Annotated in this window: 12 protein-coding genes; 8 read left to right on the forward strand and 4 right to left on the reverse strand. The window is 63.3% G+C overall.

Translation table 11 applies throughout. From position 1 onward, the window contains the following. Window positions 1–3: 3 nt before the first annotated feature. The 6 genes from thiL (at window position 4) to OIU19_RS20900 (ending at window position 5,074) form a co-directional block, all read left to right on the forward strand. Window positions 4–969 (forward strand): thiamine-phosphate kinase, encoded by a 966-nt coding sequence (thiL, locus tag OIU19_RS20875; protein ID WP_264236590.1) that lies wholly within the window; start codon window positions 4–6, stop codon window positions 967–969. Beyond that, complete coding sequence (locus tag OIU19_RS20880; protein ID WP_186556625.1) at window positions 966–1,469, forward strand: phosphatidylglycerophosphatase A; 504 nt, start codon at window positions 966–968, stop codon at window positions 1,467–1,469. The genes thiL and OIU19_RS20880 overlap by 4 nt, the downstream gene beginning before the upstream one ends. A gap of 17 nt (window positions 1,470–1,486) precedes the next feature. Continuing rightward, window positions 1,487–2,239, forward strand: coding sequence for an ABC transporter substrate-binding protein (locus tag OIU19_RS20885; RefSeq protein WP_264236591.1), 753 nt, complete (start codon window positions 1,487–1,489; stop codon window positions 2,237–2,239). 989 nt (window positions 2,240–3,228) lie between these two features. After that, window positions 3,229–3,846: a GTP cyclohydrolase II gene (gene ribA / locus OIU19_RS20890; RefSeq protein WP_264236592.1), complete on the forward strand. Its 618-nt coding sequence runs from the start codon at window positions 3,229–3,231 to the stop codon at window positions 3,844–3,846. After that, the gene (locus OIU19_RS20895) at window positions 3,843–4,262 is read left to right on the forward strand and encodes an MFS transporter (protein ID WP_264236593.1); all 420 of its coding nucleotides are present in this window, start codon (window positions 3,843–3,845) and stop codon (window positions 4,260–4,262) included. The genes ribA and OIU19_RS20895 overlap by 4 nt, the downstream gene beginning before the upstream one ends. Then, window positions 4,262–5,074, forward strand: a complete 813-nt coding sequence (locus OIU19_RS20900) for a cobalamin-binding protein (protein WP_264236594.1) — start codon at window positions 4,262–4,264, stop codon at window positions 5,072–5,074. Before OIU19_RS20895 ends, OIU19_RS20900 begins: the two co-directional genes overlap by 1 nt. Here OIU19_RS20900 and OIU19_RS20905 read toward each other — a convergent pair. The 4 genes from OIU19_RS20905 to OIU19_RS20920 all read right to left on the reverse strand — a co-directional run bounded on the left by OIU19_RS20905 (window position 5,052) and on the right by OIU19_RS20920 (window position 10,181). Then, on the reverse strand, window positions 5,052–6,944 hold the full coding sequence (locus OIU19_RS20905) for a TonB-dependent receptor domain-containing protein (RefSeq protein ID WP_264236595.1): 1,893 nt from the start codon (window positions 6,942–6,944) through the stop codon (window positions 5,052–5,054). The genes OIU19_RS20900 and OIU19_RS20905 overlap by 23 nt on opposite strands. A 93-nt stretch (window positions 6,945–7,037) precedes the next feature. After that, window positions 7,038–8,933, reverse strand: coding sequence for a 1-deoxy-D-xylulose-5-phosphate synthase (gene dxs, locus OIU19_RS20910; RefSeq protein WP_264236596.1), 1,896 nt, complete (start codon window positions 8,931–8,933; stop codon window positions 7,038–7,040). A 121-nt stretch (window positions 8,934–9,054) separates the two neighbouring features. Then, complete coding sequence (gene ispA, locus OIU19_RS20915) at window positions 9,055–9,942, reverse strand: (2E,6E)-farnesyl diphosphate synthase (RefSeq protein WP_264236597.1); 888 nt, start codon at window positions 9,940–9,942, stop codon at window positions 9,055–9,057. After that, window positions 9,939–10,181 (reverse strand): exodeoxyribonuclease VII small subunit, encoded by a 243-nt coding sequence (locus tag OIU19_RS20920; protein ID WP_186556633.1) that lies wholly within the window; start codon window positions 10,179–10,181, stop codon window positions 9,939–9,941. Before OIU19_RS20920 ends, ispA begins: the two co-directional genes overlap by 4 nt. A 242-nt stretch (window positions 10,182–10,423) precedes the next feature. On the opposite strand from OIU19_RS20920, the gene OIU19_RS20925 reads away from it, so the two are divergent. Then, on the forward strand, window positions 10,424–11,827 hold the full coding sequence (locus OIU19_RS20925) for an MBOAT family protein (protein ID WP_264236599.1): 1,404 nt from the start codon (window positions 10,424–10,426) through the stop codon (window positions 11,825–11,827). Next, the gene (locus OIU19_RS20930) at window positions 11,814–12,947 is read left to right on the forward strand and encodes an SGNH family hydrolase (RefSeq protein ID WP_264236600.1); all 1,134 of its coding nucleotides are present in this window, start codon (window positions 11,814–11,816) and stop codon (window positions 12,945–12,947) included. Before OIU19_RS20925 ends, OIU19_RS20930 begins: the two co-directional genes overlap by 14 nt.

The following is a 12,947-nucleotide window of genomic DNA, read 5'->3' on the forward strand; positions in this document are numbered from 1 at the left end:
GCCATGGGTGAGTTTGAGCTGATCCGCCATTACTTCGCTGCCGCGCCCTGTGCGCAGGGCGGCGAAGGCGTGGCGTTGGGGATCGGCGACGACTGCGCCCTGCTGGACCTGCCTGCTGCGCAGCAGCTGGCGGTGTCCACCGATACCTTGGTCGCCGGCGTGCATTTTCCTGCCGTCTGCGACCCTTCGCTGCTTGGCCAGCGGTCCTTGGCCGTGGCCGCCAGCGATCTGGCCGCGATGGGCGCCACGCCCATTGGTTTCACCCTGGCGCTGACCTTGCCCGAGGTCAGCGCGCCGTGGCTGCAGGCTTACGCCGAAGGCCTCAATCGCATGGCCCGCCACTGCGGCCTGAGCCTGATCGGCGGCGACACCACCCGTGGTCCCCTGAGCATCACCCTGACGGTGTTTGGCCGCGTTGCGCGCGGACAAGCGTTGCTGCGCAGCGGTGCCCAGGTGGGGGATCTGCTGTGTGTCGGTGGTGAACTGGGCAATGCTGCCGGTGCCTTGCCGTTGGTACTCGGTGAGCGCCAGGTCGAAGCCGACTTGGCTGGGCCCTTGCTGGCCCATTACTGGTCGCCCTCGCCACAGTTCGCCCTTGGCCAGGCCCTGCTCGGCAAGGCCACGGCGGCCCTGGACATCTCCGATGGTCTGTTGGCCGACTGCGGCCATATCGCCAAGGCCTCCCGGCGGGCGCTCGAGGTGAACCTGGCACAGGTGCCAGTGTCACCTGCTCTGCAGGGCTTTCTCGGCCCTGAAGCTGCGCGCCAAGCCGCGCTGATCGGTGGCGACGACTACGTGCTGGCCTTCACCTTGCCGCCGGCCCAGCTTTCATCCCTGCGCGCCGCTGGTGTGCCGGTCCATGTCGTCGGCCGCGTGCTCGATGGCGAGGGCGTGCGCCTGCTGGACGAACAGGGTCAGGACATCACCCCGCAGCAGCGGGGCTATCAACATTTTAGGGAGACACCGTGACCGACCACCCCAACCAGGTGCCTGCGGAGTTCGTTCCGCCTTCGGTCTGGCGCAACCCGTGGCACTTTATCGCCTTCGGCTTCGGCTCTGGCACCTTGCCCAAGGCTCCCGGTACCTGGGGCTCTCTGGTGGCGCTGCCGTTCATCCCGCTGTGGCAGATGCTGCCAGACTGGGGCTACTGGCTGCTGCTGGGCGTGACCATGCTGTTTGGCTTCTGGCTGTGCGGCAAAGTGGCAAACGACTTGCGCGTGCACGACCATGAAGGCATTGTCTGGGACGAAATGGTCGGCATGTGGATCACGCTGTGGCTGGTGCCGGAAGGCTGGCAGTGGCTGCTCGCAGGTTTCCTGATGTTCCGCTTCTTCGACATCCTCAAGCCATGGCCGATTCGCTGGATCGACCGGCACGTGCATGGCGGAGTCGGGATCATGCTCGACGATATCCTTGCCGGGGTCTTTGCCTGGCTGGGCATGCAAGTTCTGGTGTGGGCGGTGGCCTGATACTTAGGAGCGGGTGGATGGGCATAAGGACGGCGTTGCTGGCGATGTTGCTGCTGCTCACCGGCAGCGTGTGTGCCGCTAACGTGCAGGGTCAGCACCCTGCGCAGATCCACCTGGTCAGTGAAGAATGGCTCGACTACACCAATGCCGACGGCACCGGGGTGGCCTGGGACGTACTGCGCAAAGTGTTCGAGCCGGCCGGGGTCAAAGTGCTGATCCAGAGTGCGCCTTACAGTCGCGCAGTGGGCTTGGTCAAACGTGGCGAAGCGGATGCCTGGGTCGGCTCCTACAAGGAAGAGAACGACGACAACCTCTATCCGCGTTGGCATTTCGACATGGACCATATCTATGCCTTGGGCCTTGCCAGCAAGCCGGAACCTACTCCTGAGAACATTGGCCAGTACCGGTTGGCCTGGGTGCGCGGCTATGACTACGGCAGTTACCTGCCCAATGTTCGTGAATTTCGCGAGATCCAGCGGCGTGAAGGGATTCTGCCGATGCTCGAACACGAGCGGGTGGATTTCTACATCGATGCGCTGACTGAAGTCGACTACGTGCTGGGCCAGGCGGCGCAGCCTGAGCGCTTCCGGCGTACCCATATCGCTGAGTTGCCGCTGTATCTGGCATTTGCCAAGAACGGACAGGGTAAATTCTTGAGGGACTTGTTTGACCGGCGCATGGAGCAATTGGTGCGTAGCGGCGAGCTGAAAGCGATCTACGAAAAGTGGCAGCAGCCGTATCCTTTTACTGCGGACAGTCAGCCACATTAAGTTAGCTTGTTCGCGGGCAAGCCCGCTCCCACAGCTACCGCGCAGATCTCAGGCCAGCGGTGAGTCATGACTGACTCAATACAAATTATCTGACCGACTTGGCCCGATGGCTGCAGCCTTATCCTTTTACTGCGGACAGTCAGCCCCATTGAGTTGGCTTCTTCGCGGGCAAGCCCGCTCCCACAGCTACCGCGCAGATCTCAGGCCAGCGGTGAGTCATGACTGACTCAATACAAATTATCTGACCGACTTGGCCCGATGGCAGCAGCCATATGCTTTTACTGCGGACAGTCAGCCCTATTGAGTTGGCTTCTTCGCGGGCAAGCCCGCTCCCACAGCTACCGCGTAGATCTCAGGCCCGCGGTGAGTCATGACTGACTCAATACAAATTATCTGACCGACTTGGCCCGATGGCAGCAGCCATATCCTTTTACTGCGGACAGTCAGCCCCATTGAGTTGGCTTCTTCGCGGGCAAGCCCGCTCCCACAGCTACCGCGTAGATCTCAGGCCAGCGGTGAGTCATGACTGACTCAACACCCAATACTGCGACCGACTCGGCCCCGATGGCAGCAGCCATATGCTTTTACTGCGGACAGTCAGCCCTATTGAGTTGGCTTGTTCGCGGGCAAGCCCGCTCCCACAGCTACCGCGTAGATCTCAGGCCCGCAGTGAGTCATGACTGACTCAATACAAATTCTCTCACCGACTTGGCCCGATGGCTTGTTCGCGGGCAAGCCCGCTCCCAAAGCTACCGTACAGATCTCAGGCCAGCGGTGAGTCATGACTGACTCAATACAAATTCTCTGACCGACTTGGCTCCCTGTGGGAGCGGGCTTGCCCGCGAAGAGGCCAGTGCTGGCACCCTGCAATGTTCAATAAGCATCGAACTTTTCGATCTTAAGCCACGGTATTCAGCCTGAGCATATGCGCCAGCCTGCTGATACAATCGGCTCACGTGAAATTCCAAGTTACTAATCAGGAGCACAACGTGCCCGTCGTCTTTGTTGCCGCCTCGAAACTCCCGACTCCCTTCGCGACCTTCACCATGCATGGCTTTCTCGACGAAGCCACCGGCCGTGAGCACGTGGTGCTCAGCCTGGGTGATATCGCTGACGGCGAGCCGGTGCTCGGGCGCCTGCATTCCGAGTGCCTGACCGGTGATGCCTTGTTCAGCCAGCGTTGCGATTGCGGCTCGCAACTCGAAGCCGCCCTGCAAGCCATCGCCCGCGAAGGCCGTGGCGTGCTGCTGTACCTGCGCCAGGAAGGCCGGGGCATTGGCCTGTTGAACAAGATCCGCGCCTATGAGCTGCAAGATGGCGGCGCCGATACCGTCGAGGCCAACGAGCGCCTGGGCTTCGCCGCTGACCAGCGCGACTATGCCATGTGCCTGCCGATGCTCGAGCACCTGGGCGTCAAGGCGCTGCGCTTGATGACCAACAACCCGCGCAAGGTCAAGGCACTGACCAGCATGGGCATCAACGTCGCCGAGCGTGTACCGCTGCATACCGGGCACAACCCGCACAACCGCCTGTACCTGGCGACCAAGGCTGGCAAGCTCGGCCATATGATGGGCACCGAGCACCAGGGCGAGTCGCCTCAGGCGTGACCCGCAGCGAGGTGAAGCGGCGCCTGGCGCTGGCCTGGTGGCAATACCTGGCAGTCGGGCTGTTGCCGCTGCCAGTGATGGCCTGGGCCTTCGGCGGTGGTGACGGGCTGATCCCGGTGCTGGCCATGCCACTGTTCATCGCGGGAGCCGCGACCATGTTCCTCAGCCTGCCACGCTTCGGCGCCTACAAGCGGGCGTTGATTGCCACCTCCAAGGTGCTCGGCACGCCTGAAGAGCCGGCCGCCTGGATCGAGCTGGCGCGGGTGCGGCGCATGGCCATGCTGTTCGCCTGCATCCCCGCCTGGGTGGCCGCGCTGTCAGTCTTGGTCGGGCTGGAAGCGGTGCCGCAAATCCTCCTGGCGCTGTCCACCTTGGTGCTGCTGTACCTCTATCGCATTCCGCGTCAGCTGGGCTGATGCGCGGCTTACTTTGCCTGCTGTTGTTACTGGTCGGTGGTGCTCACGCAGCGACTGGAGCACGGGTAATCAGCCTAGCGCCGTCGATGACGGAAATCATGCTCGAGCTGCACGCCGATGACCTGCTGGTGGGCGTGCTCGACGGCGGCGAGCGGCCCGCAGGGTTGGCTGCGTTGCCTTCGGTGGGGCGTCACGGCCAGCTGGACATGGAGCGTCTGCTCAGCCTCAAACCCGACTTGCTGCTGCTCTGGCCTGGCAGTGTTGCCCCGGCCCAGCGCGATCAGCTGCGCCGCCTGGGCATCGCTACCTTCAGTGATGAGGCGAAAAACCTCGACCAACTGATCGGGCAGATCGAGGCCATCGGGGTGCGGGTGGGTCGCGCTGAGCAGGCTCGGCGTTATGCCGCGCAACTGCGTGCCCGCCTGCAAGCGCTGCGCGAGCGCTATCAACGTGAGCGGCCGCTGGCGGTGTTCTATCAGGTGTGGGACAAACCGCTGTATACCTTGGGTGGCCAGCAGATCGTCAGCGATGCGCTGACGATCTGTGGCGCGCGCAATGTCTTTGCCGACCTGACGCAGCCAGCGCCGCTGGTGAGCGTAGAATCGGTGCTGGCGCGTGATCCAGAAGTGATCCTGGCCGCTGACAAGGCGCATCTGACGCCGTGGAAGGCCTGGCCGCAACTGCGGGCCACGGCCAACCAGCAGCTGCTGGTGGTGCCAGACAAAGGCCTGGAGCGGCCCAGCGGACAGATGATCGAAGCGACCGCCAAGCTCTGCGCAGTGCTCGACGCTAGCGTGCCGGCGTCCAGGTAAGGCTCAGCAGCCAGGTGCGGCCTTCTTCGCGATAGCCATGGTTGCTGTTGTCATAGCTGTACAGCGCACGGCTGTAGCCTTTATCCAGCAGGTTATCCAGCTTCAGGTCGAGCCTGATCTGCTGGCTGGCCGTCCAACTGCCCCGCAGGCCAAGCAAGCCATAGCCACCGAGCCGATTGAGGTTCTTCTCCTCGTTGTAGCTGCTGCTGACCGCCTGCCAACTGCCACCGACACTGAACCGTTCGAACTGCCGATCGACATCCAGGCTCAGGGTGCGCCGGGCGCGGCGGGCCAGGGTGTGTCCGCTGTCACGATCACGCGGATCGATCAGCGCCAGGCCCAGTTGGGCCTGCCAGGCTTGCCACTGCTGATGCAGGGTCAACTCCACGCCGTCGATGCGCGCGCTGGCCACGTTGTAGGGTTTGGTCTGCATGTCGGGGAAGATGATCGCGTCACGCAGGTCGGTGCGGTACAGCGAGGCTTCCAGGCGGCTGCTGCTGGTCAATTGGCTGCGCCATTGCAGCTCGTAGCTCTTGGAATGCTCGGGCTTGAGCTCAGGATTGCCGTACTGAGGATCGTAGAGATCATTCAGCGTGGGGGCGCGAAAGCCCTCGCTGTAGGACAGCAGCAGGTCGTTGCGCTCGTTTACCGGCAGGGTCAGGCTGGCACTCAATGTGGTTTCGCGGCCGAACTGCTGGTTCCGGTCGTGGCGCAGGCCAAGTTCGCTTGAGAACCCTTCGCCGGCATAACGATGCTGCACAAATACCGCACGGTTCCAGCGACTGTCCTCGGTGAACTCGGTCGTGCCCTGGGCGCGGTCCTGATACCAATCGCCGCCCAGCAACAGGCTGTGGCGCTCACTCAGGCTCAGGTCGTTCTGCCAGGTGACCTGGTCACGGTAGGTGTTGTAGACGAAGCGCTCAGCGCTGAGTTTGTCGCGCTTATCGTCGCGGTTCTCGCTGTGGCCCAGTTCCAGGCGCGAGTGCCAGGCGTCATTGAGCTGCGCGTCGAAGTAGCTGCCGACGCTGCTGACACTGAAGTCAGTGTAAGGCTTCTGGGCGAAGAGCTGGCGGCTGTTGAAGTCATAGCGCCCGTAGGGGCTGTCGTACTCACTGCGGCCACGGCTGTCGAGTAGGTTCAAACCGGCCTCAAAGCGCTCGTTGAAGGTGTGGCTAAGGCTCAGGTTGAACGACTGGTTGCGATAGGCGTCATGGTCAGCGTCGCTGGCAAACGAGGGGCCGGTCGAATCGATGCCAGCGGTTTCGTCCAGGCTGGCGCCTAGACTGAAGCGGGTAGCGCCGTCACCGCCAGACAGGCCCAGACTGCGCTGCCAGGTTTGGTTGCTGCCGGCCGCCAGGCGCAGGCGCGGTTGCAGGCCAGGGCCGCTGCTGCGGCGGGTGAAGATTTGGATAACCCCGCCAATGGCGTCGCTGCCATAGACCGCCGAACGCGAACCGCGCAGCACTTCGATGCGTTCGATCTGGTCGACGTCGAGAAACTGCAGGCCGCTGTCGCCAGAGGTGGCATTGGCGATACGCACGCCGTCGACCAGTACCAGGCTCTGGGCGGCCTTGGTGCCGCGGATGAAGATCCCCGGCAGGCCGCCGCGACCGCCGGTGGGGGCGACCTGGACGCCGGGCACTCGGGTCAGCAGATCGGTGACGCTGCTCGGTTGCAGGCGGTCGATATCGCTGCGGGTGAATACGCTGTTGGCCGCGCTGGTGGTGGTGCGCGATTCAACCTGGCGGCTGGCGCTGATCAGCACGTCGGGGAGTTTCAGGGCGTCGTCGCGGGCCGGTTCGGCGGCCAGCAGGGTGGTCGGCAAGCAGAGCAGGGTGGTGAGGGTTGGGATTTTCACTGGCAGTTCCATCGCTATCGCGGGGCAAGCCCGCTCCCACGCAAGCGAGCAGATAGCGTCTGTCTGCGTGGGAGCGGGCTTGCCCCGCGATTGGGCCGCAAAAAATCAGAGGCCGAGCTTGGCCATCCGCGCGCGCACCGACGCTTCGATCCCTGCCGCATCCAGCCCGCACTCGGCCAGCATCTGCGCAGGCTTGGCGTGCTCGACATAGATGTCCGGCAGCCCCAGGTGCAGCAGCGGCTTGAGCAGCGCCTCGCGGGCGAGGAACTCGCCCACCGCAGCGCCCGCGCCGCCCATGATGGCGTTCTCTTCGATGGTCACCAGCAGTTCGTGACTGGCCGCCAGCTCGCGTACCAAGGCCTCATCCAGTGGTTTGACGAAGCGCATGTCGACCACGGTCGCGTTGATCTGCTCAGCCACTTGCAGGGCCTCGGCCAATTGCACGCCGAACACCAGCAGGGCGACTTTCTCGCCCTGGCGACGGACCACGCCTTTACCAATTTCCAGCGGCTCAAGATCGCCACTGATCGGCGCATTGGGGCCAGTGCCACGCGGATAGCGTACCGCAGCCGGGCCGTTGTACAGGTGGCCGGTGCTGAGCATCTTGCGCAGCTCGTTCTCATCGCTCGGGGTCATCACCAGCATGCCGGGGATGCAACGCAAGTACGACAGGTCGTAGCTGCCAGCATGGGTCGGGCCGTCTTCACCGACCAGGCCGGCGCGGTCGATGGCGAACAGCACATCGAGGTTCTGCACCGCCACATCGTGGATCAGCTGGTCGTAGGCACGCTGCAGAAAGGTCGAGTAGATCGCTACCACCGGCTTGGCGCCTTCACAGGCCATGCCCGCAGCCAGGGTCACAGCGTGTTGCTCGGCAATGGCCACGTCGAAGTAGCGCTCGGGGAAGCGCTCGCTGAACGCCACCAGATCCGAGCCTTCCTTCATTGCCGGGGTAATGCCCACCAGGCGATTGTCGGCGGCGGCCATGTCGCACAGCCATTGGCCGAACACGGCGGAGTATTTAGGGCCGCTGGCTTGTTTCGGCGCGACCGGTTTGTCGGCAGGTTCGAGTTTGGTAATGGCGTGGTAGCCAATTGGGTCGACTTCGGCGGGGGCGAAGCCTTTGCCCTTTTTGGTCACCACATGCAGGAATTGCGGCCCCTTGAGGTCACGCATGTTGCGCAGGGTGGCGATCAGGGTCGGCAGGTCGTGGCCGTCGATCGGGCCAATGTAGTTCCAGCCCAGCTCTTCGAACAGAGTGCCGGGAACCAGCATGCCCTTGGCGTATTCTTCGGTGCGCCGGGCGATTTCCCAGGCGCCAGGCAGGCGCGAGAGGACCTTCTTGCTGCCCTCGCGCATGCTTGCGTAGGTGCGGCTGGAGAGAATCTTGGCCAGGTAGTTGGACAACCCGCCGACGTTGCGCGAGATCGACATGTCGTTGTCGTTGAGGATCACCAGCATGTCCGCGTTGACTTCCTGGGCGTGGTTCAACGCCTCGAAGGCCATGCCCGCAGTCAGCGCGCCGTCACCGATGACCGCGATCGATTTACGCGGGCTGTTTTGCAGGCGGGCGGCAATCGCCATGCCCAGCGCGGCACTGATCGAGGTGCTGGAGTGGCCAACGCCGAAGGTGTCGTACTCACTTTCGACGCGGCGCGGGAAGGCGGCGATGCCATCCTTCTGACGCAGGCTGAGCATGCGCTGGCGGCGGCCGGTGAGGATCTTGTGCGGGTAGGCCTGGTGACCGACGTCCCACACCAGACGGTCGTCCGGGGTGTCGAAGACGTAGTGCAGGGCAACCGTCAATTCGATCACGCCGAGGCCGGCGCCGAAGTGCCCGCCAGTCTGACCAACGGTATAGAGCAACTCCTGGCGCAATTCGTCGGCCAGGTTCTCCAGGTCGGCTTCAGCCAGCCGGCGCAGGCCGGCGGGCGTATCGGCGCGGTCCAGCAACGGGGTGACCGGGCGTTCGCGGGGGATCTCTTGAAACGTCGTGGGCATCAGGCGAGTCGTTATAGGTTTGAAGACGCGGCAGTTTACCCCATTGTGTAGGAAGCTGCCCATTCACAGGGGGGGCGGTCCAAGCTCGCTGAAACAATATCGGCGGCGTGGCGAGATCTGGTCAGTGGCGCCGTTCGACGATATAGCGGGCCAGCGCGCGCAGTGGCTCGGCGTTATCGCCAAAGCCCTGCAATGCAGCCAGCGCCTGGTCGCGCAGCTCGATCGCGTAGGCCTTGGCCGCATCCAGGCCAAGCAAGGCTGGATAGGTCGGTTTGTCACGCGCGATGTCAGCGCCCTGGCGTTTGCCCAAGGTGGCGGTGTCGCTCTCGACGTCGAGGATATCGTCCTGCACCTGGAAGGCCAGGCCGATGGCCCGGGCATACACCTGCAAGGCCTCCAGTTGGGCCTGTTCGGCGCGCGCGCTGGCCAAGGCGCCGAGGCGCACGCTGGCTTCGATCAGGGCGCCGGTCTTGTGCCGGTGCATGTACTCCAGGGCTTGTTGGTCGAGCTTCAAACCCACCGAGCCGAGGTCGATGGCCTGCCCGCCGACCATGCCGGCCGGCCCGGCGGCCTTGGCCAGGGTTTGCACCATGTTCAGGCGGGTGGTAGCGGTTTGGCTGCTCAGGCGCGGGTCGAGCAGGGCGTCGAAGGCCAGGCTCTGCAGGCCGTCGCCAGCGAGGATCGCGCAGGCTTCGTCGAATTTTTTATGAGTGGTCGGCTGACCACGGCGCAGGTCGTCATCGTCCATCGCCGGCAGGTCATCGTGGACCAGCGAGTAAGCGTGGATCAATTCGACCGCACAGGCCGCGCCATTGGCGTCTTCAGCCGGCGCGCCAAAGGCTTCGCAGGCGGCATACACGAGCAGCGGACGCACGCGCTTGCCGCCATTCATCACGCTGTAGCGCATGGCTTCATAGAGCCGTTGCAGCTCTGCCGACGGCGCCTGGAACAGCTGTTCGAGAGCGGCGTCGACGCGTGCCTGGCAGATGGCCTGGTAGCTGCTGATCATTCTTGTGGCTCCGCGTCGAACGGCTGAGCGGCCAGCTCGCCGTCGCGCTCGAGCAGGATTTGCACTTTTTGCTCGGCCTGGGCCAGGGCGCCCTGGCAGTCACGGGTCAGGGCGATGCCTTGCTCGAAGGCGGCCAGCGACTCTTCCAGCGACAATTCACCGTTCTCCAGGCGCTCGACCAGCGCTTGCAGATCGGCGAGGGATTGTTCGAAATCGATGGAGGTTTTTTTGCGGGCCATGGCGACTGTCTCGGTGGCATTCAGAACGGCGCGACACTAGCAGAGCGGGGCAGGGGGAGCAAATTGCCGAGGCCTATCGTTCGTCGCATTTTGTTTCATTTGCCTGTGAATACTCGTATTGCAATTTCAGAGTCTGTCCGATTGTCGCGTTCAGACCCCTCTGCCATAATCCCGCGCGCTCTGCGCCGGGGCTTGCATGGCAGCCGCCGCCCCTCCCTCCACGTCACGTAACGGACTACGTTGTGAGCTTCCTTTCGATCGAATTTGGCTTGTGCTTCACGCTGTTCTTCCTGCTCTATTGGAGCCTGTGCTGGAGCGTGCGTTTGCAGAATGTGCTGCTGCTGAGCGCCAGTTATGCCTTGGTGGCCAGTTTCAGCCTGCACTCGCTGTACATCCTGCTCGGCTACAGCGCACTGGTGTACCTGCTTGGGCAATTGACAGCGCGCTATCCCGGGCGCTGGTTCAACCCGGTCTTGTTACTGGCCCTGGTGTTGGGCTGCTTCTATCTATTCAAGTACCAGGAGTTCTTCGTCGCAGGTGCGCAGAGCGCGCTGGCAGCGCTGGGGTTGACCGTTTCGCTGCCGGTTCTGGAGTTGCTGGTGCCGATCGGGCTGTCGTTCTATGCCTTCCATTCGGTCAGCTACCTGGTATCGATCAATCGCCGTGAGCTTGCGCCTGCACCCGTGCTGGATCTGGCGCTGTACCTGGCGTTCTTCCCCAGTCTGGTGGCGGGCCCGGTCAATCGTGCAGCGCACATGTTGCCGCAGATTCGCCCACAGGCCATGCGCCAGGTACTTGAGCCGCAGCGTGCGCTGGGGCTGATCGCCCTGGCGGTGGTGAAATTATTCTTCTTCAGCGCCTGGTTGGGCAGCGAGTGGGTCGATCCGGTGTTCGACACCCCCGGCAGCGCCAGCCCAGAGCAGGTGCTGCTGAGCGTGTATGGCTACAGCTTCCTGATCTATTTCAACTTCAGCGGCTACACCAACCTGGTCACCGGTATCGCCCTGCTATTGGGGGTGCGCTTGCCGGACAACTTCAACGCCCCCTACGCGGCGCATAACCTCAAGGAATTCTGGGCGCGTTGGCACATCAGCCTGTCGCGCTTCATCCGCGATTACGTGTACATCCCGCTGGGTGGCAACCGTCAGGGGGTGTGGCGGGGCAACCTGAACATGCTGCTGGCCATGCTGGTGTCCGGCCTGTGGCATGGGGCGAGCCTGAACTTCATCATCTGGGGTGCGCTGCATGGCGTCGGGCTGGCGATCTATAAGCTATTCGACCAGTTGCTGCCTGGCTTTGCCCGACTACCTGGGGCAGGGCTGCTGGCTCGCCTATTGACCTTCCATTACGTCGCCTTCGCCTGGATTTTCTTCCGCAGCCCAACCCTGGACAGCGCCCTGGAAATGCTCGGCGATATTGCCCAGGTCAGTGTCGCTGGGCTGAATTCGTCCAGCGGCCTGCTGATCCTGGCCAGCGTGCTGTTGGTGGCCAGTTATCCACAGTGGCTGAGCTTGCTACGCCAGGGTTTTGCCGCGAGCCAGCGGTTGCCCTGGCAGCTCTATCCGATCCCGCTGGCGTTGTTCGTGTCGCTGGTGATCTTCGCTTCGCAGTCGGGTGTGCCGGGGTTCATTTATGCCAGCTTCTAATGCCACGTCGTTGTCCCAGGTGCAGCTGAGCGCGGCCAAGGCGCTGTACGCCATCGTCGTCACCACGCTGCTGTTGTTCTGGCTGAACCAGGACTCGATCAAGCTCTATTGCCAGCAGAAGTATCACCAGAGCTGTGAGCTGCCGGTCATTGGCCAACTGCCGGCCTGGCGCCTGGGCGCGGGCTTGACCACGGCATTGGGCGAGGCGCGAGACAGCTTCCTCGACAGCCTCGAGCGCCAGACCCAGCTCGCCAAGACGCCAGAGCCGCAAGTGCTGCCGCCGCCAATGCCGGTGGTGACGGTTGATCTGCAGCGACCCCTGCTGCCGAGCAAGCCACCAGCGAGGGCCGTGCACACTGCGACGGCATCAGTAGCAACTGATGCTGTGACGCCGCCAGTCGCCGCCGCGCCGGCGCCCACACGTCCGTTGGCTCCGCCACCGCTGTTACAGCCGGACACCGTGGCGGCCTTGGCGGCCGGTGACGAGGTGTTCCTGGTCGGCGATTCCCTGATGCAGGGGGTGGCGCCGCATCTGGCCAACAGCCTGCGCAAGCGTTATCAGATCAAGACCGTCAACCTCAGTCGGCAGAGTACCGGCCTGGCCTACCCGGGCTTCTTCAACTGGCCCAAGACCGTCGCTGAGACCCTTGAGCGTGAGCCTAACATTCGCCTGATGGTGGTGTTCCTTGGCCCCAACGATCCGTGGGACATGCCCCAGGGCAAGGGCAAGCCGTTTTTGCGCTTCAAGTCGCCGGAGTGGGAAGTGGCCTATCGCGCCCGCATCGACGCGATTCTCGAGCAGGCGCGGGCGCATCAGGTCCAGGTGATCTGGGTCGGGCCGCCGAATATGAATCAACCGCGGCTGTCGTCCGCCATGGCCTATCTCAGTGGTCTGTATCAGCAACAGGCAACGCTGTTCGGCCAGCACTTCGTTTCGGCCAACCCGATCCTCGGCTATCCGGACGAGCAGTTCTCCTTTACCGTGCAGTCGCCGCAAGGCAAGCGGATCAAAGTCCGTTATGACGACGGCGTGCATTTCACCATCACCGGGCAGAAGATGATTGCGGCGCAGGTACTGTCGCTGATCACTTTCCCGGCCCTCACCGTTACAGGACATTGA

Source organism: Pseudomonas sp. BT-42-2 (assembly GCF_025847435.2).
GTDB lineage: Bacteria > Pseudomonadota > Gammaproteobacteria > Pseudomonadales > Pseudomonadaceae > Aquipseudomonas > Aquipseudomonas urmiensis.